Genomic DNA, 22,086 nt, shown 5'->3' on the forward strand with positions numbered 1-22,086 from the left:
GGAAATTTAGTAAAGGAGGTACTTTTATGAAGAAGGAACAAAAAAAACTTACAGAGATGACAACAGCAGGTGGATGAGCAGCTAAAATAGGGCCAGAGGTTCTGGCATCAGTTTTATCTCAACTGCCTAAAAATGATAATATAGAAAATTTATTAGTAGGATTAGATACAGCAGATGATGCTGCTGTATATAAATTAAATGATGATATGGCACTTATTCAAACACTGGATTTCTTTACACCAATGGTAGACGACCCGTTTGTGTTTGGTCAAATTGCTGCATCAAATTCACTATCAGATGTATATGCTATGGGAGGAAAGCCTTTAGTTGCAATGAATATTGTTTGTTTTCCATCATGTCATGATATGGATGTACTTGCAGAAATATTAAAAGGTGGATTTGATAAGGTAAAAGAAAGTGGTGCGCTATTAGTTGGAGGGCATACTGTAGATGACCAAGAACCTAAATATGGTCTTTCAGTTTCTGGAATTGTAAATCCAAATAAAGTTTTATCAAATGCCACTGCAAAGCCTGGTGACAAGTTAGTTATAACAAAGCCAATCGGTGTGGGTGTATTAAATACAGCCATGAAAGAAGGTATGGTAGAACAACATATATGTGATAAAGTAGTAGAAATAATGATACATTTAAATAAATATGCAGCAATGAGTTTTGATAGAATTGATGTAAATTCAGTTACAGATATCACTGGATTTGGTTTACTTGGGCATGCCTTAGAAATGGCTAAAGCTTCTGAGGTAAGTCTTGAAATTGATTCAAAGCATGTTCCAATTATCGAGGGTGCTATAGAAATGGCAGAAATGGGAATCATACCTGCTGGAATGTATAAAAACATGCATTATGTATCAAAGGATGTAGAAGTTGTAGGAGATGTAAAAGTTGCAGTTCAAGATATTCTATATGACCCACAAACTTCTGGAGGGTTATTGATTTCTGTAAAAGAAGAACTAGCAGAAGAACTTGTAAGAGATATGAAGTTAAATGGAGCAATAGAAGCAAAAATCATAGGTTCTGTAGTGAAAAAAGGGGAAAAATATATTACAGTTTTATAAAATATTATATATAGAGAAAGAGTGATTATTTTGAGCAAAAGAGAATTATTTGCAATGTTACCTTCAGTTGATGAAGTATTAAGTGATAATAGAATAGTAGAAATAATAGAGGAATATCCTAGAAGTTTAGTTTTAGAATCTGTAAGAGAAGTGATAGATTTTAAGAGACAATTTATATTAAGATTAAAAGAAGATGCATCTAATTCTGTAACAATAGAATTTGATGAAATAATAGAATCTTCAATAGAGAGAGTTAAATTAAATTACTCATTATCATTAAAAAAAGTTATAAATGCAACTGGTACAGTTATTCATACAAACTTGGGGAGGTCTTTACTTAGTGAAGATATAAAAGATGAATTGTGGTGTGCTGCTTCAAGATATTCAAACTTAGAATATGATTTGGATAATGGAGAAAGAGGCTCAAGATATTCTCATTTAACTAATACAATAAAAAGACTTACTGGTGCAGAAGATGTACTAGTTGTTAATAATAATGCAGCAGCAGTGCTTCTTGTACTTAGTACAATGGCCAAAGGAGGAGAAGCAATTGTATCACGTGGAGAGCTAGTGGAAGTAGGAGGTTCTTTCCGAATTCCAAGTATAATGGCTCTTAGTGGTGCAGAATTAGTGGAAATAGGTTCAACTAATAAGACACACTTAAAAGATTATAAAGAAGCTATTACAGAAGAAACTAATGTATTGATGAAAGTTCATACAAGTAACTATAGAATTATGGGATTTACAGAGAGTGTATCTATAGAAGAGCTAGTTAATTTGGGTAAAAAATATAAGTTACCTGTAATAGAAGACTTAGGAAGTGGAGTATTTATAGATTTATCAAAATATGGATTATCTTATGAACCAACTGTATTAGATTCTATAAGACAAGGTGCGGATGTAGTTACTTTTAGTGGAGATAAAATGCTTGGTGGACCACAAGCAGGTATTATAGTTGGGAAAAAAGAATATATAGAAAAAATGAAGAAAAATCAACTTACTAGAGCTCTTAGGGTCGATAAGCTTACAATATGTGCCCTTGAAGCAACTTTAAGAATGTACTTAGATGAAACAAAAGCTGTGGAAAACATACCTACTTTAAAAATGTTGACATATAACATTGAAGAATTAGAAGCAAAGGCAAACAAATTATTTAAAAAAATAACTACCTTGAATTTAAATGCTAAAATAAACATAGAAGATGGATTTTCTCAGGTAGGAGGAGGGTCTATGCCTCTTGAAACGATAGCCACAAAGGTAATAACAATAACTCCTGAGCATATGAATGTTTCGTCTTTAGAAAAAAAATTAAGACTCAGTGAAGCTCATATAATAGCTAGAGTATATGATAATAAATATGTTTTAGATGTAAGAACTATATTTGATGATGAATTTGATGTAGTAGTTGAGGAATTAAGAAAAGCCTTTAATTAACTAAATTTAAGATAGTAATACTGTTAATTTTAATTGAAAATTAGAAGCATTGAAGCTTTGATAGGGGGCAAAAAATGAAAAACGTAGTAATTGGAACAGCAGGTCATATAGACCATGGAAAAACAACTCTTATAAAAGCATTGACTGGAAGAGAAACTGATACATTAGACGAAGAAAAAAAGAGAGGTATATCAATAAATCTAGGGTTTACTTATTTTGATTTACCAAATAATAGAAGAGCTGGTATCGTAGATGTACCAGGACATGAAAAATTTATAAAAAACATGCTAGCTGGAGCATCAGGACTTGATATAGTTTTACTTGTTGTAGCAGCAGATGAGGGCGTTATGCCACAGACAGTTGAACACTTAGATATTTTAAGTTTTTTAAATATAAAAAATGGAATAGTAGTTTTGACTAAATCTGATACTGTAGACGAAGAATTTAGAGAACTAGTAAAAGAAGATATTTGTGAAAAAATAAAAGGTACTTTTCTTGAAAGTGCAGAAATAATTGAAGTTGATTCTGTATCTAAAAAAGGAATAAATACTCTTATTGAAAAAATAGATAAGATGAGTGAGGCAATAGAAGATAAAAACGAAAATTCTCCAGCAAGACTTAATATAGATAGAGTATTTTCTATAAAGGGATTTGGTACTGTAATAACAGGTACCTTAATAGAAGGAAAGATAAGTATAGAGGATGATTTGGTTATATATCCACAAGTATTAAAAACAAAGATAAGAAGTATACAAGTTCATGGGGAAAATAAAGATACAGCTTATGCAGGACAAAGGACAGCAATCAACATATCAAATGTAAAGGTAGATGATATAAAAAGAGGAGATGTCTTGGCGGCTCCAAATTCATTAGAAGAATCAATGATGTTAGATGTAAAATTATCATTAGTAAATCATTTAGAAAAAGGGATAAGACATTGGGATAGATTGAGATTGTATCATGGTACTAGAGAAATACTTTGTAGAGCAGTTCCACTAGATAAAGATTTAATTGAAAATGGAGAGAATGGATATGTTCAGCTAAGACTTGAAGAAAGTATAGTATCTAAGAAGGGTGATACTTTTGTTGTCAGACGCTATTCTCCAATGGAAACTATAGGTGGAGGTGTGATAATTGACCCATCTCCTAAAAAGCATAAGAGATTTGATGAAAAAGCTATAGAGGCATTAAAAATAAAAGAAAAAGGTGAACTTAAAGATATAATAGAAGAATACTTAAAGAGAAACCTAAAAAATTATCCAAATATAAAAGCAATAATGAGCTATAGTGGTGCTCATGAAGAACATGTAAAAAGAGCTATTGAGATACTTATATCAGAAAATAAAGTATTGCCTATTGGAAACATGTACATGCATATAAATCAATATAATAAACTGAAGGAAAGCACGATAAATCTTTTAAGTGAGTACCATAAGAAGTATAGATTGAGAAAAGGTATGTTAAAAGAAGAAGTAAGGTCCAAGGTAGAAAGTAATTTTAAGACTAGAGAAATGGATATTTTACTAGAAAAATTATCTACAGAAAATATTATAAAAATAGAAAATAATATAATATCATTATTTGATTTTGAAGTTATCTTAAATGACAAACAAAGAGAAATAGCAAAAAAAATAGAAAAAAGGCTAAAATCATGTGGAGTTTCTTCAATATTGACAATAGATGAAGTTTCTGAAGGAAATCATAACTATGCTGAAGTATTAGAGTCAATGATAGGTAACAAAGTAGAGAAATTGGATGATTTGTATATAATGGATAAAGATATTTATGAAGATGCAAAGAATACTTTAATAAATTATATAAAAGAAAATAAGGAAATAACACTAGGAGAATACAGAGATTTGATAGATTCTAGTAGAAAAAATTGTATGATTATATTAGAAAACTTTGATAGAAATAAAATAACTAAGAGAATAGAAAACAAAAGAATTTTGTTTTAGCGGAAAATGTCTGTTTTTGCTTTGAGGTATAAAGAAGGAATTATAATGTCGAGTATCGTATAAATTAATTAGTATAAAATATTAATTAAGAGGAAGTGTAAAGTATTGAAGAATATAATACCTGCTGTGAAACCAGATATAAAAGAAAGAGAAGACATGAGCCTTTTATTTATAATAATGGGCTCAGTGCTTTTGTTATTTATTATAAAAGATACAAATAAATATGAAATTTTACTGCATGCTGTATATGCTACATTCTTAATAGCTACAGGGATGATTATATTTAATACTACAAAATTTAAGGTAGATTCATTTTCTACATTTTTGGGGTTAGTATTTGCAGCAACTGGAGTATTGGAGTGTATATATTTATTTAATTGTTTAGGTGCTAGAGAAGAAGTTATAATTGGAACTAACATTACAATATCAGCAATAACAGATTTATTTCCTATACTAGGTGTGTATTTAAGTTTTAAATTTGTTAAAGATAATAAACAAATTCATTCGAGCATAATTTTATTTGTAGTAGCTGTAGTTTTGACAACATCATCTTTATTCATAATATCTGGAATTTGTAACTCTTTAGACAGAGGGACATTACACTATACCTTAGGGGTTGTTACATCTATATTTATGATAATTGCCTCTATTATGAGTGGAATTGAACTAAACTCAAGTTCAAACGTAAATAAATGGGAATATAGTGAAAAAAAGTTTTTTAATAGAATAATAATAATAACAATCTTATCAAGAGTTCCAAATTTACTACATATAGTAATTGGTAATAGGCATATAGAAGGTATGTTATCACAAATAATAATAAATGTATCATTATACTATTTATATAATTATATAGTATCTAAGAATATTAAGAAAACAGCATTGGAATTACATGATACAAATGAAGAATTAACAATAAAAACGGAAAGTTTGAAAGAAAAAAACAAAAAATTAATATATGAAACAGAAAAAATAGAAGAACTTAAAGAAATACTTATAAAAAGAGAATTACGATTACAGTCTACTTTAGATGTTGCTGTAAATAGTATAGTTGTGTTTAGTAAGGATGGAGAAATTACATATGCAAATAAAAGTTTTAGAAATATTTTTGGAGATTATAAAGAACAAGGTAAATTAAGTAATAAAGTTAAAAATTTTAATGACTTAATAGAAAGCATTAATTATGTATTTATCAATAAAAAAAATATAGAAAAATTTATTGATACAAGTGATAATAAGGTTTACCAAGCTATATTTGCTCCTTTAATCATAGCTACACAAATAGAAGGAGTCTTATGTGTATTAAAGGATAAAACTAAGAAAAAGGAATATGAACGAAAATTTATTGAAGCAAATAAGAGAAGTGAAGACTTTTTAGAAAGTGTTGGAGATGGTATAGTAGTACTTGAAGGTAGTAATAAAATATATGTAAATAATGCATGTAGACAAATATTTAAAGAGACGTTAGAAAATATCGATTTTTCATCAATATGTAAAAGTGAAGAAAGTATAGAAAAAAGGTATGTAATAGAGGGTGAAGTAAAATATGTAGAGATGAGTTTTTCTCATTATAATAATGAAGGAACTTATAAAACTATTATTGTAATACGTGATACAACTTCTCGAAAGATATCACAAATAAAACTTGAAGAAAGTCAATCATCTTATTCAAGATTTATAGATATACTACCTGATGGTATATGCTTGTTAAGAGAAGACTTAAGTGTAAATTATGCAAATAAGTCATTTTTAGATATGCTATCTTTTACAAGTATAGATGATGTAAAAGATTCTAATATTAAGATATTAATGAATGCAAATACTGAAGAAAAAATAAAATTTACTGAAAATATGACTAAAGTTTTAAATGAAAATAAAAGTATACTTCTACTAGAATATGAATTAATAAATAATTATGATGATATAGTAGAAGTAGAATTAAGTGCATTACCTTTTGCGATATATAACACTAGATATATAATGCTTATTATAAAAGATTTAGCACATAAAAAATACTCTGAACAAGCTGAAAAAGAGTTGCTTGAAAGATTTAAAACAGATAAAATAAAAACTGAGTTTTTCGCAAATATGTCTCATGAGTTAAAAACACCATTAAATGTTATATCAAGTTCAAATCAATTGGTAGATTCTTTTTATAGAAGCGAAAAAATAAAAGACTATAATAATAATATTAAATCTCATGTTGATTTAGTTAGACAAAGTTCCTATAGACTTCAAAGATTGATAAATAATATTATAGATTTGACAAAGATGGAGTCTGGGTTTTATACACTTAAACTTGCAAAATACAATATTGTATCTGTAATAGAAGATTTGTTTATGAATATAGAAGAGTATGCAAGTAGAAAAGATATAAGAATTCTATTTGATACAGAGCTTGAAGAAATCAATGTTTATGTAGACAAGGCTGAAATTGAGAGAATTATGCTAAATCTATTATCAAACTGTATTAAATTTACTGATAATGGAGGATGGATATACGTAAACATTTATTATAAAATAGATAAAGTAATCATAAGTGTTAAAGATACTGGCGTTGGTATACCTCAAGATAAATTGGAGTTGATTTTTGAAGAGTTTTCACAAGTTGACAAGACTTTATCTAGAAACACTGAAGGAAGTGGAATAGGACTTGCTATAGTTAAGAACCTAGTAAGTCTTCATGGTGGAGATATAGAAGTAATAAGTGAAGTTAATAAGGGTACAGAATTCTTAATTTCACTGCCAATGAAAAGTTTTAGTAATGAGTACTATACAGAAGATAAGAGAATATATAATCTTCAAGAAAAAATAAAAATAGAATTTTCTGATATATATTATTAAAAATTTATTATAATTGTAAAAATAAAATATCCTATATTTAGTATAGTATACTATAAAAGAAAAGCTAGACTATCATAAAAATGATTTTTTATGTTAGTCTAGCTTTTGTTAAAGTTAAATGTATTTTGTATCTATATGTGGGAGCATATAATTTCTAAATTACCTTCAAATCCAAAATCTCCAAAGCTATTTGGTAATATAAAATGCATACCTTTTTTTAAATCATATTCTATAGAATTGTGTATCAATTTACCAGCTCCATCCAGTACACTGTACAAAGAAAAAGGTGTGTTGTGAGTAAAATTACATTTTCCAAAAATGTCTAATTTATAAACACTAAAAAATTCATTTGATACAAATGTTGTACATTTAAAGCTTGGTGTTGATACAGTTTTATAATCAGTATCAAAATTTGTATGAGGAACATTTGTAACTTCTATTGATTTTTGAACATGAAGTTCACGTTTATTTCCTAAGTTATCGGTTCTATCATAATCATAAACTCTATAAGTGGTATCTGAATTTTGTTGAGTTTCTAAAATTAATGTTCCTTTACATATAGCATGTATAGTTCCGCTTGGAACATAGAAAAAGTCACCTTTTTTTATATTAACTTTTCTAAGCAGTTTGTCCCACTCATTATTATTTATCATTTCTATAAATTCTTCACGAGATTTTGCATTGTGACCTATTATAATTTCTGCATCCTCAGAACAGTCTATTACATACCAACACTCTGTTTTACCTAATTCTCCATTTTCATTTTTTTGAGCATATTCATCATTTGGATGAACTTGAACCGATAAATTGTCATTGGCATCTAGTATTTTTGTAAGTAAAGGGAATTTATCTCCAGGTGTATTACCAAACAATTCTCTATTTTTCTCCCATAATTCAGATAGCTTTTTATCTTTATATTCTCCATTCTCTATCAGACAATCTCCATTTTTATGAGAACTTATAGCCCAACATTCACCTGTTGTTGGTGATTTTATCTCATAGTTAAATTTATCTCTAAGTGCAGTGCCACCCCATATTCTATCCATAAAAATAGGTTTTAAAAATAATGGTTCCATAATATTGTTCCTCCTATGATATTAAATTTATCCTACAAATAATTATATATAAATAGATTATAAAATCAATAGTAAAAAAGTTTTGTCCCTTGAAATGACATAAAGTATAAGGAGTTATGAAACAAGATAAACTATGATATATAATATAAAGGTTTAAATTGGAGTGATAATCATGGAGAGATTTAAAGAAGAAAATCAAAAATATAAAAAAGAATTCTTGAAATTGTTGGAGGAATGGGTAAGTATACCTTCCTTTTATGATAAAAATACTGTATCTAAAGATATGCCTTTTGGAAAAGGTGTATATGATGCATTAAACTGGTTTGAAAATTTAGGTAGAGAAAACAATTTCACTGTTAAAAATATAGATAATCATGCTGTTTATATTGAATATGGAGATGGTAAAGATTATATAGATATATTTGGACATTGTGATGTTGTAAATCCAGGAGAAGGATGGGATAGTGAGCCATTTAAGCTAGATATTATAGGTGATAAATTAGTTGCTAGAGGTGTTTCAGATAATAAGGGTCCTATGATAGCAAATTTTTTGGCATTAAAAATGATAAAAAGTCTAAATATAGATTTAAAGAGAAAAGTTAGATTAATTGCTGGAGGAAATGAAGAAAGTGGATTTAAGTGCATAAAGCACTATTATAGCAAAGAACCACATGGTGTATATGGATTTACCCCAGATGCTAAATTTCCTGTACTAAATGGAGAAAAGGGTGGAGCAATAATAAAGCTAATGCTGGATATAGATGATAAATATCTAGATTTAAGTGGTGGAATAGAGTTTAATACAATTCCAGATAAAGTGTATATAAAAAATATTAAAAATTTAAGTAATGACTATATAAATTCTGATTTTAATAATGTTTCAATAAGTTTTAATGATGGTAAGTATATTGTGAATGGGAAAGGTGGACACTCATCTAAACCTGAAAAAGCAATAAACCCCATATTAGATACAATTAAAGTTTTAGCAGAAAATCTTGATGAGGATTGGGCAAAAGACTTGTATAAGCTAATAAATAAAGATAATATAGATGGAAAACTGTTTGGCTTAAATGTTGAAGGGAAATGTGGAATTCTATCAATGGTTCCGACAATAATAAATATAAAAGATGGAAAGCTTGAAGTAATTTTAAGTGTTAGATATCCTGAAGTATTGACAGTTGAAGAGATAATAGAAAAATTTGATTTGTATATAAAAAGAAATAATATTAATAAATTTGAGTTTATTGGGGAAAATTTAAAGCAAGCAAATTATATAGATGAGAATTCAAAACTTGTAGAGAGTTTACATGAGATATATGTAAAGTATTCTGGAGACTCAAAAAGTGTTGTTAGAGTAACCAGTGCAGGAAGCTATGCAGCTGAAATGAAGAACTCAGTAATATTTGGGTGTGAATTTCCTGATGGTAGTTTTGGAAATGTTCATAGTGCAAATGAATTTGCTAGCTTAGATAGATTTATAACTGCAATAGGTATCTATGCGGAGGCAATAGTTACATTATGTAATAATATATAAATACAAAATGTCCCTTATATAGACATATTATATATACAACTAAAATTTTATTTGATATATAATTGAAATCAAAGAGAAGGTGATACAATGATAACTAAGAAACATGCAGTAATAGTAAAAAGTTTAAGCAATAAAGATGGATATATGACATCAAATGAACTAGCTATTAAATTAGATGTATCTACTAAAACTATTAAAAGATATATAGCAGATTTAAATGGTATTTTGAGTAAGTATGATTTAGAAATCGATTCTTCAAGAGGCATAGGATATAAGTTAAGTGGCTCTAAAACTAACATAGCAAAGGCTGTTAAAGAAGCAAATAAATATATAAATGGTTTCTTGGATGATTCTGAAGAAGCAAGGATATCAAATATAATATGTATGCTGATTAACAGAAATTATATGAGTATAGAAGTAATGGCAGAAGAATTAAATCTAAGTATAGCAGCCATAAATAAATTGTCTAGTAAGCTTAAAAGAAAACTTGAAAAGTATGACTTAGTTATAAAATCTAAACCTTATTATGGAAGCTATATATATGGTGAAGAAATTAATATAAGACAGTTGATTACTGATTATGCAATAAAGTTGGATGAGAAGAGTAAAATCAAAGTATTTTTGGATGATATCAGTGAAAACGATATAAATTCCATAGAAAGTATTTTAGAAAAGCATTTAAGAGAAAAAGAAACAATAATTTCAGATAAAGATTTTAATCTTTTACTTTCAAAAATAATAGTTTCTGTGTTTAGAAGTAAGAGAGGTCATAGTAAAAATATAAATTTAATAGATACAGGATATAGATTTCATAATTACAGTTTTATAGAAAAGCTTATGAAAGAAATATCTGATAAGGTTGGATTTAAACTTATTGAAGATGAAGTAATTTATATTTCAAATTATTCTGGTGTAATAGCATATAGAGGTGCACAGGGAATAAAAAATGCAAGTGAAATTGAAGAAAGAATAAGTTGTGTTATAAGTAGTGCTCTTCAAGATATACTACTTATCTCAGGAAGTGATTATACAAAAGATGAAGAGTTTATGATAGCGATATCTGACCATATAAAGAGGTTTTTAAATAGAGCAAAAGCTAATATAAAATCTAATAATCCACTACTTCATCAAATAAAAGAGAAATTTCCAATAGCTTTTAACTTAGCTGTGTTTTTATCAAATAAGATAGAAACTGAATTTAATTTAAAATTAGATGAGGATGAACTTGGATATATAGCTATTCATTTTGCTGCTTCAAATGAAAGAATGAAAAAAAATACAAGTAAGAAAATTTGTATAGTTTGTCACTATGGTATAGGTACAGGTCAGCTTCTTTCTGAAAAATTAAAGCAAAATATAAGTGATTTAAATGTTGTAGGTGTTTATCCATTTAGATATCTTGATATGGCAATAAGTCAAGATGTTGATTTGGTAGTATCGACGGTTGAATTAAAAGGATATGAAAAGCCAGTACTATATATAGAAAATATTTTTGATGATAGCGTAATTGAAAACGTAAACAAAGCCTTTTATGAAAAGGAAGAAAGAAGAAAAATAATAAGTAATATGTTTGATGAAAGAGCTTTTTTCAGTATAAAAGCAAATACAAAAGAAGAAGTTATACTTTCGCTTTCAAACAAGTTAAAAGAAAGAGACTTTATAGAAGAAAGTTCAATAAAAAGCATAATAGAAAGAGAAAATATTTCATCAACTGAAATAGGAAATCTAGTAGCTATACCTCACACAATAGTGAAGGGAGATAAAAAATCTATAATCGGAGTTGGAATACTTGAAAATCCAATAATTTGGGATAAACAAGAAGTTCAACTAGTATTTATGGTATTTTTTAATACTAAAGAAAAACATAATTTTTCAATATTTAAATACCTTTACAATTTTATAAAAGATGAGGGTGGTGTAAGAGGAATTATTAAAATATGTGACTTTGATAAATTAATGGCACTAATAGGTAATTAAGGAGGAAATTAACAATGGGAACAAACATATTTAACAAAGAATATGTATTTTTAAATACTGAGGCTAAGTCTAAGGTTGAGGTTTTAAAATTTATAGCAAAGAAAGCTAAAGAATTAAATTTAACAGAAGATGAAAATCTAGTATATGAAGGTTTAATAGCTAGAGAAGAGCAATTTACTACAAATCTAGGAGAATCTATAGCAATACCTCATACTAAAAATGATGCAATTGAAAATCCAGCAGTAGTGGTACTAAAGTTTAATGATGATGTTGTTTGGAACGAAGGTGAGGACAATGTCAAATTGGCAATAAGTTTGCTTATGCCAGGAAAAAGTAAAGAAAACATACACCTTAAATTATTATCATCTCTTTCAAGAAAATTAATAAATAAAGATTTTAAAGATTCTCTTTTAAAGAGTGATAATGTGGAAGAAATCGCTAATTTAATAAATGAAGCTTTAGGTTTATAGATAAATACTAAGGTTAAAATAAAAAAATAATTAAAGTAAATAGGAGGAATTTAAAATGAATAAAAAATTAGTAGCATTATGTGCTTGTCCAATGGGACTAGCTCACACTTTTATGGCAGCAGAAGCAATAGAGCAAGCTGCAAAGGCATTAGGTTATGAAGCAAAAGTTGAAACTCAAGGTGCAGATGGTGTGCAAAATGAATTAACAAGAGAAGACATATTAGGAGCAACTATGATAATACATGCAGTAGCAATAACACCAGAAGGTATGGAAAGATTTGATGGTTGTGAAGTTTATGAGGTTGAATTACAAGAAGCTATAAAGAATGCAGAAGGTGTTATAAAGGAAATAGAAGAGGATTTAGGAATATAATAAATTTACTGTGGAGGAAATAGAATGGCAATCAAGAAAAAAGTTATAAACAGTTCAGGTGCTTCTACAACAGGAGGCAATAACGCAGGAAAAACTACTTCATCTAATCCAACTCAATCAAAGGGAAATGGAAAGTGGAAAGAAGTTAGTAAACATATAATGACAGGTATATCGTATATGATACCAGTCTTAGTAATGGGTGGACTTATAGGAGCTTTATCTCAATTAATACCATATGCAATATTAGGACTTGACCCATCTGTAGGTATAGTTGATGCTATGAACTCAGGTGAATTTACAGGATTTAAGCTTAGTCTTTTAAACATGGCACAATTAATGTCAAACTTCGGATTTACTCTGTTTGGATTTGCAATACCACTATTTGCAGCATTCTGTGCAAATTCTATAGGTGGAAAAACAGCCTTAATCGCAGGATTTATAGGTGGATATGTAGCTAATAAACCTGTAGGGGTACCACAATTCGTAGATGGACAATGGACAGAAGTTGTACCAGTTGCATCAGGATTCTTAGGTGCAATATTAATCGCATTTATAATAGGATATTTTGTAAAATGGTTAAATAAATCTATAAAAGTTTCTCATAACTGGTTAGCTTTCAAAACAACATTTTTAATACCACTAATAGCATCATTAACTTGTATGGTATTGATGATATTTATAATAACTCCATTTGGTGGATTAATTAATGAAAGTATGAAAAACTTCTTAACAGCAGCAGGAGCAGCAGGAGAGTATGTATATGCAACAGCTTTAGCAGCAGCTACAGCATTTGACTTAGGTGGACCAATAAATAAAGCAGCAGGATTCGTTGCACTTGGTTTGACTACAGAAAATGTATTACCAATAACAGCAAGAACAATAGCTATAGTTGTTCCTCCAATTGGATTAGGACTTACAACTTTATTAGATAAAAGATTAGTAGGAAGAAGAGTATATGATAGACAATTCTATCAAGCAGGAAAAACTTCTATATTCCTATCATTTATGGGTATATCAGAGGGAGCAATACCATTTGCACTTGAGAGACCAGGTTTTGTTATACCTTTAAATATAGTAGGAAGTATAATAGGAGCTATTACAGGTATAATTTTAGGGGCAATTCAGTGGTTCCCAGAATCAGCTATATGGGCATGGCCTCTAGTAGATAACTTATTTGGATATATAATAGGTATAGCAGTTGGTGCTATATTCATAGCTGTAGAAAATGTATTTTACAGAAATAAATTAATAAAAGATGGTAAACTTGTTGTAGATTATATTGATTAATTTATAAATTTTACTATCTAGAATAACCTTGGCTGGTAATATTGTTTCAATCAATATTACCAGCCTTACCTATATGACTAATTAAGGGTGGTGAAGATAAAATTATGAATAAAATAGAAAAAATAAGAAAGTATCTTAAAGAGTATAATATAGATGGAATTCTTATTAATAGTTCTACCAATAAGTTTTATATTGGAAATTTATTTAGTTCATCAGGCTATGTTTTTATAACAAAAGATAAACAATATATAATAGCAGATTTTAGATACTTTGAAGAAGTTAAAAGAAAATCAGATTTATTTGATGTTATATTAATGGATAAAAATAGAAGGTATTTTGACATAATTAATGATATTTGTAGAAATCAAAATATAAAAGAAATTGGCTTTGAAGGAAGTGAAGTATCTTTTGACTCATATAAAAGTATGAGTAACAAATTAAATGTAACTTTAAAATCAGTTGATTTATCTACTCTAAGAAAAGAGAAAGATGAAGATGAAATAAAATATATAAAAAAAGCTTGTGAAATAGTAGATGCTACATTTTATCATATAATTGACTTTATAAAAGTTGGTATGAGTGAAATGCAAGTAGAAAATGAAATTGTACGATTTATAAAAGAATTAGGTGGACAAAAAGAGTCATTTGATACTATAGTTGCATCTGGTTTGAGAGGAGCCTTACCTCATGGAAAAGCAAGTGAAAAAATTATAGAGTATGGAGATTTTGTTACATTCGATTTTGGAGCAAAGTACAATAATTATTGTTCAGACATTACTAGAACTATTTGTATGGGAACTACAAATAAGGAGCTGGAAAAAATATATAATATAGTAAAGAAAGCTAATGAAGAGTGTATAAAGGTTTTAAAGTCAGGTATGACTACTGGTGAAATAGATAAGGTTGCAAGAGATATAATTAGTTCATATGGATATGGTGATAATTTTGGACACAATCTAGGTCATGGTGTAGGTATTATGGTTCATGAGTATCCAGCATTAGCTCCAGAATCAAATGAAGTATTAAAAGAAGGTATGGTTGTAACTATAGAGCCTGGTATATATGTACCAGAACTTGGAGGAGTAAGAATTGAAGATGATGTATTTATAACTCAAGATGGCTGTATGAGATTGACTACATCTACCAAAGATTTAATAGTTGTAAATTAAAAATAAATTGTAGCTAAGTATTTTTATAATAATAAGAAAAGACGAGGTAAATTTAAATGTATAATTTTGATGATAGACCAAATAGAGTAAGTGAAAAGTGTAGAAAGTGGGATTTGAACATTATAAAAGATAAATTTGGAGATATTAAAGAAGATTTTGTGCCAATGTGGATTGCTGATATGGATTTTAAAATACCAACAGAAATAGAAAATAAATTTATTGAAGCTGTAAAAAGAGGTGTATTTGGATATACATACTGTTATGATGAATTCTATGATTCAGTTATTGGATGGCAAAAAGATATGCATAAAGTAAATGTAGAAAGAGAATGGATTACATTGACTTATGGAACTGTGTCAACACTTCACTATGTAGTACAAGCTTTTTGTAAAAAAGGAGATAGTATAATATTAAATACACCAGTTTATGACCCATTTGAATCATCAGCTAAAAAGCAGGGTGTAAATGTAGTTTGTAATACATTAGATGTGATAAATGATAGATATTATATAAATTTTGATAGATTAGAATCTCAAATTAAAGAAAATAAACCTAAGCTAATGATGTTTTGTACACCACATAATCCATCAGGAAGAATTTGGTCAATTGAAGAAATGACGAAAGTAGCAATTATATGTAAAGAAAATAATGTTATTTTAGTTGCAGATGAAGTACATGCAGAGCATATTCATTATGGAGAATTTAATTCTATTCTTAAGCTTGAAAGGGAACTTTTAGAAAATATTATCCTATTGACATCACCAAATAAAGGTTTTAATCTTGGAGGATTAAAGACTTCTTATTCAATAGTCATAAATAAGGATATAAGAGATATTTTTAGAAATAAATTAAAACAAAATTCTATAACTTCTCCAAATGTGTTTGGAATAATAGGATTAATAACAGCTTATGATGAGTGTAGAGAGTGGTTAAGTGGTGTAAATAAATATATAAAATCAAATTATGAACTTTTAGAAACTTGGGTAAATAAATATAGTAAGATAAAATTGATGAAGATGGAATCATCTTACTTAGCTTGGATGGATATAAGTGGATTAGGTATAAGTGCAAGTGAGTTTACAGATAAGTTGGCTATAGATACGGGAGTATTGTTAGAAGATGGAAGTCATTTTGTAAAAGATGGTGAGAACTATGTTAGAATAAATTTAGGAACTCAAAAAGAAAACGTAATTGAAGCTTTAAATAGAATGGATTTGTTTGTAAAGTCACTATAAAAAGTTAGTTGTATTATTTATTGAAAATATAAAAATGTAGGTTGTTGTAGGGATATACTAAAAAACATCAAAAAATAAGGTTTATAGACAACAAGATGTAATTCAATTGTAAAAGTAAATATATTTAATGATAGGCATTTCTGATGAAATGTCTATTTTTATATATGTTTTGTAAAGTTTCCTTTACAAAAATAAAAGCAAGTGCTATATTATATATGTAAAGGAAACTTTACAAAAAGGAGGAAATATTTTTGAAAAACCGTGTAGAAGATTTAAGAAAGAAAAAAGGTCTTAATCAAGAGGACTTTGCAAAAATTCTTAAGGTTTCAAGGCAGACGATTAGTTCTATTGAAAATGGAAAATATAATCCATCTTTAGAACTTGCATTTCAAATATCTGATTTTTTTGAAATGTCGATTGAAGAAATATTTTTATGGAAGGAGATATAGTTCATGGAAAAGAGAAATTTAAGAATAGGAATTGTATTTGTAGTTTTAGGTGTTACTTTCTTGTTTCTTTGTTTAATGACTGGTAATAAGTTAGGTTCTTTGTTTGCTGGATTAGCAGGAGGATTTGGATTTGGTGGAATTTCTGCAATTTATCGATATTTTTACTGGAATAAGCATAAAGAGGAATACAAAGAAAAGCTTGAAGCAGAAGACATCAATCTTCATGATGAAAGGAATGTTATGTATAGAGATAAAGCAGGAAGATATGCTTATATTGTGTGTATGATAATAATTCCTATATCTGCTTTTGTTTTCTCTGTACTACATGCCTTAGATATATACAACTCATTGGTAATCATTATATATCTATCTGTTTTATGGATTGTTTTGTATGTTGTAGGTGTTATTTATTATCGAAAGTTAAAGAATAATGGGTAGTGTTTTATATAAATTAAACTATAAATATGGTATATACATAAGTACAATTTGTTTTAGATTACTTAGTATATACCATATTTTATATAAAACTTAAATTTTCATTAGTTGTATGATAACTATTTAAGTTCTTATGTATTTTGTATGTATATAGACATTGACATTATTTAAACTCACTATTTATTGAACTTTTCAATAGAAAAAGCCTTGTCTGTAAGTTTAAAATTATTTTGTATGCCATTAGTTAAATATACTTTTTTATCTTTGGTTATAAATATAGCATCTACATTATCAATACTATTAATTAAATCCATGCCTTTTTCAAGTCCAAGTCCAAATGTAGAAGTGGATAAAGCATCACAATTAATAGATTTATCAGATATTATTGTAACACTACTTAAGTTGTTCTCAAAAGGATACCCTGTAAATGGATTTAACATATGGTGATATATTTTGCCATCTTTTTCTATAAATCTCTCATAAATTCCAGATGTAACAACAGATTTATTTGTAGTTTCTATATTTCCTATAGATTCTCCATTTTTGCTAGTTGGGTCTTGAATACCAATTTTAAAAGGTTTGTTATTTTTGCTATCTTCTAGAGTAAATATATTACCTCCCAAGTTTACTAAAGCTTTTTTTACACCTTCTAATTTCAAATAGCCTACGATTTTATCAGCAGCATATCCTTTAGCTATTGCCCCTAAATCAATTTTCATATCTTCTTTAGCTAATTTTATAGATTTATTTTTTTCATCTAATATAATATTTTTGTAATCAATGAGAGGAAGAAGTTCGTTTATCTCAGAGTCATTTGGGACTTTAGCCTTGTCTGTTCCAATTGCCCATAGATTGGATAGTGGACCAATTGTTATATCAAAGTATCCATTTGACAACTTAGAGTATTCTATAGCCTCTTGTACAACAAAAAATGTATCATCAGAAACTTTGACAAAATCTTTACCAGCATTATCATTTATTTTAGAAACATCGCTTCCTGGTATATGAGTACTCATCTTGTTATCAATATATCTTAAAATTGAATCACATTCATTTAAAATTTTATCACTTTTTGATTCTTTTGTATTAAATATAGTAACTTCATTTACTGTACCAAGGTAATAGCTTGTCTTACTATATTTAGTATTTTGACTTGAACTCCTAAAAAATGAAAATAAAATTAATGCTAAAATCAATATCACAAAAATAAATGTGATTTTTTTCTTATTCATGGTATATTCCTCCTATGAAATTGTGTTATTATCTTATTATAGCATAATTTCATAGGAGGACAAAAAATGAAGAAAAAAGACATTCTTCTTGTTTTAGGTGTTTTGATTGTTATTACAGCATGTTATGGAATAATAACTGTTATAAATTCTAAAAATGCTGGAAGTATTGAAATTTATGTAGATAATAAATTGTATAAGACTGTTTCAATAAATGCCAAAGAAGAATTTAAAATAGAAAATAGAGGAGGGTACGATATAGTTAAAATTCACGACAAAGGTGTAGAGATAATAGATGCTTCATGTCCTGATAAGGTGTGTGTACATACAGGTTTTATAAACAAACCAAGTCAAAGTATAGTTTGTATACCTAACAGAGTGAGCATAAAAATAAATACTAATGAAAAAAATGACAATCAAGAGGACATAATTTCTAAATAAAACAATAAATAAAAATAGCTGAAAGGAATTGGTGATAACTATGGTTAATTTAGGAAACGATTGGAATGAATTATTAAAAGAAGAATTTGAAAAAGAATATTATTTGAATTTAAGAAAATTCCTTATAGATGAATATAAGACACGTCAAATTTTTCCTAATATGCATAACATATATGAAGCTTTAAAACACACTTCATATAAAGATACAAAAGTTTTAATACTAGGACAAGACCCCTACCATGGAGATAATCAAGCTCATGGTTTAGCTTTTTCAGTTCAACCACAAGTAAAAACTCCACCATCTCTATTAAATATGTACAAAGAGTTAAAAGAAGATTTAGGATGCTTTATACCTAATAATGGATACTTAATGCCTTGGGCAGACCAAGGTGTTTTACTTTTAAATACAGCACTTACTGTTAGAGCACATGAAGCTAATTCTCATAAAAATAAAGGGTGGGAAATTTTCACAGATAGAGTAATTTCTATTTTAAGTGACCGTGAAGACCCAGTAATTTTTGTATTGTGGGGAAGTAATGCACGTAAAAAAGTAGAATTGATTGATACAAGTAAGCATTATATTTTGGAAGCACCTCATCCAAGTCCATTATCAGCAAGTAAAGGTTTTTTTGGATGTAATCACTTCTCTAAGATAAATGAAATTCTCGAAAAGCTAGGAAAAGAACCTATCAATTGGCAGATAGAAAATATATAAAGATAAAAGGTAACAAAACGATAACAAAACAACAATAAACAATGACATTGTTGTAACTAATAGAAATATGCTTTAATAGTTGAAAATACTATATATGCATATTTCTATTTTTTTGTCAAGTTGACAACTCTTGAAAAAATAGTTACAATTTAGTTACACAAAAAACAAAAAAGAAATTTACGAAGCAGAATATTACGAAGCAAAATATATAGTGTAAAAAATTTGAGGGAGGAAATTTTATATGAATTTAAAGAAATTGAGTAATGTTAAAGTCTCGGCAATGGCGGTTGTTTTATCAGTTGGAATTTTATCAGGATACTCTGCACTTAATAAACAAGTAACATTGGTAGTAAAAGGAGAAGAGAGAACTGTATCTACATTTAGATCTAATGTAGGAGACCTTTTGGAAGCTCAAAACATTAGCTATGATGGAAATGATATAGTTAGTTTGGATGTAAATTCAAAGTTATCTAATGGAGATAAAATAGAAGTAATTGATGTTAAGGAAAAAACAGTTGTAGAGACTAAAGACATTCCATTTGAAGTTACAGTTGTTGAAGATAACTCTTTGTCAAAAGGAGATTCTAAAGTTAAAGAAGAAGGAAAATCTGGTAAAAGTGAATTAGTATATAAAGAAACTTATCACAATGGTAAGAAAGTAGAAAAGGAATTTGTGAAAAAAGTTGTTACATCTGAGCCAGTTAATAAAGTTGTAAATAAAGGAACAAAAGTAGAAATGCAAGTAGCTTCATCAAGGGGAGAAAGTTCAAGAAGGATGGCTTCATCTTCTTCAAGTAGCAGTAGTAGTAACAATGGTAGAAGTATGAGAGTTGTAGCAACTGCATATTCTGGTCATAGTATAACTGCAACAGGAACAAAGCCTAAGTGGGGAACAATAGCTGTAGACCCTAAGGTTATACCATATGGAACGAAAGTATATATACCTCAATTTGATATGGTATTTACTGCTGAAGACTGTGGTGGTGCAATAAAAGGAAATAAAATTGATATATTTATGAATGATTCAAAGACAGTTTATAACTGGGGAAGAAAAACTATAGATATACGTATATTAAAATAATTAAATAATTTGTATTTATACTGGAAATTATATTTTGATTAAATAGAGGAAAATTCTTTATAGATAATTAAAATATGCTTTCCAGTTTTTAAGTTTATAAATATAATTATAAATATAATAAGAAGATATATAAATATTAATTGCTATAGATAAAAACTATTTAAAATATGATTTACTATCAAATTAATCTATAAAAATTGTTGCAAAGAGTCAAAATATATGATATTATAGATTTCGTTGAGAAACGTTTCGTTATGGGAGTGGATGGGTGCCGGTGTGCCCTCTAGTCTTCAAAACTAGTATGAGGGGTTAAGAGCCTCTTAGGTGGGTTCGATTCCCACGCATTCCCGCCAGTATAAAGGGTATCTTTTAATATTAAAAGATACCTTTTTAAATTTAAAAATTATTTTGAGATAATTTACTTTTAGTGATATATAATATTTAGTATTATATAATGTAAATTTTCTAATACTAATATTATGTATATAAAAGTGTAGGAGAGTGGAAAAATGGAAAATAACTTTACAACGAGGACTAGTTTTCTAGTTGGAGATGATGGGATAGAAAAACTTAAAAATTCAAATGTAATAGTATTTGGAGTTGGAGGAGTAGGTAGTTTTACTGTTGAAGCTTTAGCAAGAGCTGGAGTGGGTAATCTCACTATTGTCGATTTTGATGATGTAGATATAACAAATATAAATAGACAAATACCAGCATTACATTCAACTGTGGGAAAATATAAAGTTGATGTTATGGAAGAAAGGATTTTAGATATAAATCCTAATATTAATATAAAAAAAATAAGAAATCTTTATAATAAAGATACTAGCAGTGAAATATTAATTGAAAAATATGATTATGTTGTGGATGCAATAGATATGGTAAGCTCAAAGATACATTTAATTGAAACATGTGAAAAAAAAGGTTTAAAAATAATAAGCTCTATGGGGATGGGAAATAAATTAGACCCAACTAAAATAGTTGTTACTGATATACACAAAACAAGCACTTGTCCTCTAGCTAAAGTCATGAGAAAAGAGCTTAGAGATAGAGGAATTAAAAAATTAAAGGTGGTATATTCAACTGAACAACCAATAGAACTTAAAAAGAAAGTTATGAATGGGAAAAAGGTAACACCAGGTAGTGTATCATTTGTGCCATCTGTTGGAGGACTAGTAATTGCATCTGTAATAGTTAATGAATTATTAGGGGAATAAATGTTAAATGTTTTATTTATAAATTTTATAGACACATTTTAAAGGCTAAAAGCATCAATATAAAACCATTTTATGTTGATACTTTTAGC

General features: G+C 28.0%; 19 protein-coding genes and 1 tRNA gene. 18 read left to right on the top strand and 2 right to left on the bottom strand.

What is annotated here, in order from left to right; all coding sequences use genetic code 11:
* Positions 1-26 precede the first annotated feature (26 nt).
* The 4 genes from selD to KGF36_RS00985 all read left to right on the top strand — a co-directional run bounded on the left by selD (position 27) and on the right by KGF36_RS00985 (position 7,309).
* Positions 27-1,073: a selenide, water dikinase SelD gene (gene selD, locus KGF36_RS00970; RefSeq protein ID WP_227850109.1), complete on the top strand. Its 1,047-nt coding sequence runs from the start codon at positions 27-29 to the stop codon at positions 1,071-1,073.
* A 54-nt stretch (positions 1,074-1,127) separates the two neighbouring features.
* Complete coding sequence (selA, locus tag KGF36_RS00975) at positions 1,128-2,507, top strand: L-seryl-tRNA(Sec) selenium transferase (RefSeq protein ID WP_227828258.1); 1,380 nt, start codon at positions 1,128-1,130, stop codon at positions 2,505-2,507.
* Positions 2,508-2,581: 74 nt separating this feature from the next.
* Positions 2,582-4,465 (top strand): selenocysteine-specific translation elongation factor, encoded by a 1,884-nt coding sequence (selB, locus tag KGF36_RS00980; protein ID WP_227828175.1) that lies wholly within the window; start codon positions 2,582-2,584, stop codon positions 4,463-4,465.
* A 105-nt stretch (positions 4,466-4,570) separates the two neighbouring features.
* Positions 4,571-7,309: an ATP-binding protein gene (locus tag KGF36_RS00985; protein ID WP_227839964.1), complete on the top strand. Its 2,739-nt coding sequence runs from the start codon at positions 4,571-4,573 to the stop codon at positions 7,307-7,309.
* Between the two features lie 131 nt (positions 7,310-7,440).
* Here KGF36_RS00985 and manA read toward each other — a convergent pair whose 3' ends face one another.
* Complete coding sequence (manA, locus tag KGF36_RS00990; protein ID WP_227828177.1) at positions 7,441-8,385, bottom strand: mannose-6-phosphate isomerase, class I; 945 nt, start codon at positions 8,383-8,385, stop codon at positions 7,441-7,443.
* Between the two features lie 172 nt (positions 8,386-8,557).
* Between manA and KGF36_RS00995 the strand changes: the two genes are divergently transcribed.
* The 9 genes from KGF36_RS00995 to KGF36_RS01035 all read left to right on the top strand — a co-directional run bounded on the left by KGF36_RS00995 (position 8,558) and on the right by KGF36_RS01035 (position 17,317).
* On the top strand, positions 8,558-9,919 hold the full coding sequence (locus KGF36_RS00995) for a Sapep family Mn(2+)-dependent dipeptidase (protein ID WP_227828178.1): 1,362 nt from the start codon (positions 8,558-8,560) through the stop codon (positions 9,917-9,919).
* 87 nt (positions 9,920-10,006) lie between these two features.
* A complete protein-coding gene (locus KGF36_RS01000) occupies positions 10,007-11,896 on the top strand; it encodes a BglG family transcription antiterminator (RefSeq protein WP_227828179.1) in 1,890 nt (629 codons plus the stop codon).
* Between the two features lie 14 nt (positions 11,897-11,910).
* Complete coding sequence (locus KGF36_RS01005) at positions 11,911-12,366, top strand: PTS sugar transporter subunit IIA (protein ID WP_227828180.1); 456 nt, start codon at positions 11,911-11,913, stop codon at positions 12,364-12,366.
* 55 nt (positions 12,367-12,421) lie between these two features.
* A complete protein-coding gene (locus KGF36_RS01010; protein ID WP_227432546.1) occupies positions 12,422-12,739 on the top strand; it encodes a PTS fructose transporter subunit IIB in 318 nt (105 codons plus the stop codon).
* A 24-nt stretch (positions 12,740-12,763) separates the two neighbouring features.
* Positions 12,764-14,026 (top strand): PTS fructose transporter subunit IIC, encoded by a 1,263-nt coding sequence (locus KGF36_RS01015; RefSeq protein WP_227854515.1) that lies wholly within the window; start codon positions 12,764-12,766, stop codon positions 14,024-14,026.
* Between the two features lie 104 nt (positions 14,027-14,130).
* On the top strand, positions 14,131-15,195 hold the full coding sequence (locus tag KGF36_RS01020; RefSeq protein ID WP_227854516.1) for an aminopeptidase P family protein: 1,065 nt from the start codon (positions 14,131-14,133) through the stop codon (positions 15,193-15,195).
* A gap of 56 nt (positions 15,196-15,251) precedes the next feature.
* Positions 15,252-16,430 carry an aminotransferase class I/II-fold pyridoxal phosphate-dependent enzyme gene (locus KGF36_RS01025; RefSeq protein ID WP_227828183.1) on the top strand — a complete coding sequence of 393 codons (1,179 nt, stop codon included), beginning with the start codon at positions 15,252-15,254 and terminating at the stop codon, positions 16,428-16,430.
* Positions 16,431-16,681: 251 nt separating this feature from the next.
* Positions 16,682-16,879: a helix-turn-helix transcriptional regulator gene (locus KGF36_RS01030; protein ID WP_227828184.1), complete on the top strand. Its 198-nt coding sequence runs from the start codon at positions 16,682-16,684 to the stop codon at positions 16,877-16,879.
* A gap of 3 nt (positions 16,880-16,882) precedes the next feature.
* Entirely contained in the window at positions 16,883-17,317 is a 435-nt protein-coding gene (locus KGF36_RS01035) for a tellurium resistance protein TerC (RefSeq protein ID WP_227828185.1), read from the top strand.
* Positions 17,318-17,490: 173 nt separating this feature from the next.
* Here KGF36_RS01035 and KGF36_RS01040 read toward each other — a convergent pair whose 3' ends face one another.
* A complete protein-coding gene (locus KGF36_RS01040) occupies positions 17,491-18,546 on the bottom strand; it encodes an FAD:protein FMN transferase (protein WP_227828186.1) in 1,056 nt (351 codons plus the stop codon).
* 66 nt (positions 18,547-18,612) lie between these two features.
* Between KGF36_RS01040 and KGF36_RS01045 the strand changes: the two genes are divergently transcribed.
* The 5 genes from KGF36_RS01045 to KGF36_RS01065 all read left to right on the top strand — a co-directional run bounded on the left by KGF36_RS01045 (position 18,613) and on the right by KGF36_RS01065 (position 21,997).
* Positions 18,613-18,984: a NusG domain II-containing protein gene (locus KGF36_RS01045; protein ID WP_227854517.1), complete on the top strand. Its 372-nt coding sequence runs from the start codon at positions 18,613-18,615 to the stop codon at positions 18,982-18,984.
* A gap of 40 nt (positions 18,985-19,024) precedes the next feature.
* Positions 19,025-19,699 (top strand): uracil-DNA glycosylase, encoded by a 675-nt coding sequence (locus tag KGF36_RS01050; protein WP_227828188.1) that lies wholly within the window; start codon positions 19,025-19,027, stop codon positions 19,697-19,699.
* 241 nt (positions 19,700-19,940) lie between these two features.
* Positions 19,941-20,780 (top strand): G5 domain-containing protein, encoded by an 840-nt coding sequence (locus KGF36_RS01055; RefSeq protein ID WP_227828189.1) that lies wholly within the window; start codon positions 19,941-19,943, stop codon positions 20,778-20,780.
* A gap of 256 nt (positions 20,781-21,036) precedes the next feature.
* Positions 21,037-21,133, top strand: a tRNA-Sec gene (locus KGF36_RS01060).
* 156 nt (positions 21,134-21,289) lie between these two features.
* The gene (locus KGF36_RS01065; RefSeq protein WP_227828190.1) at positions 21,290-21,997 is read left to right on the top strand and encodes a ThiF family adenylyltransferase; all 708 of its coding nucleotides are present in this window, start codon (positions 21,290-21,292) and stop codon (positions 21,995-21,997) included.
* Positions 21,998-22,086: the final 89 nt, after the last annotated feature.

The sequence above is a fragment of the Clostridioides sp. ZZV14-6009 genome (assembly GCF_020658095.1).
Classification (GTDB): Bacteria; Bacillota; Clostridia; order Peptostreptococcales; family Peptostreptococcaceae; genus Clostridioides.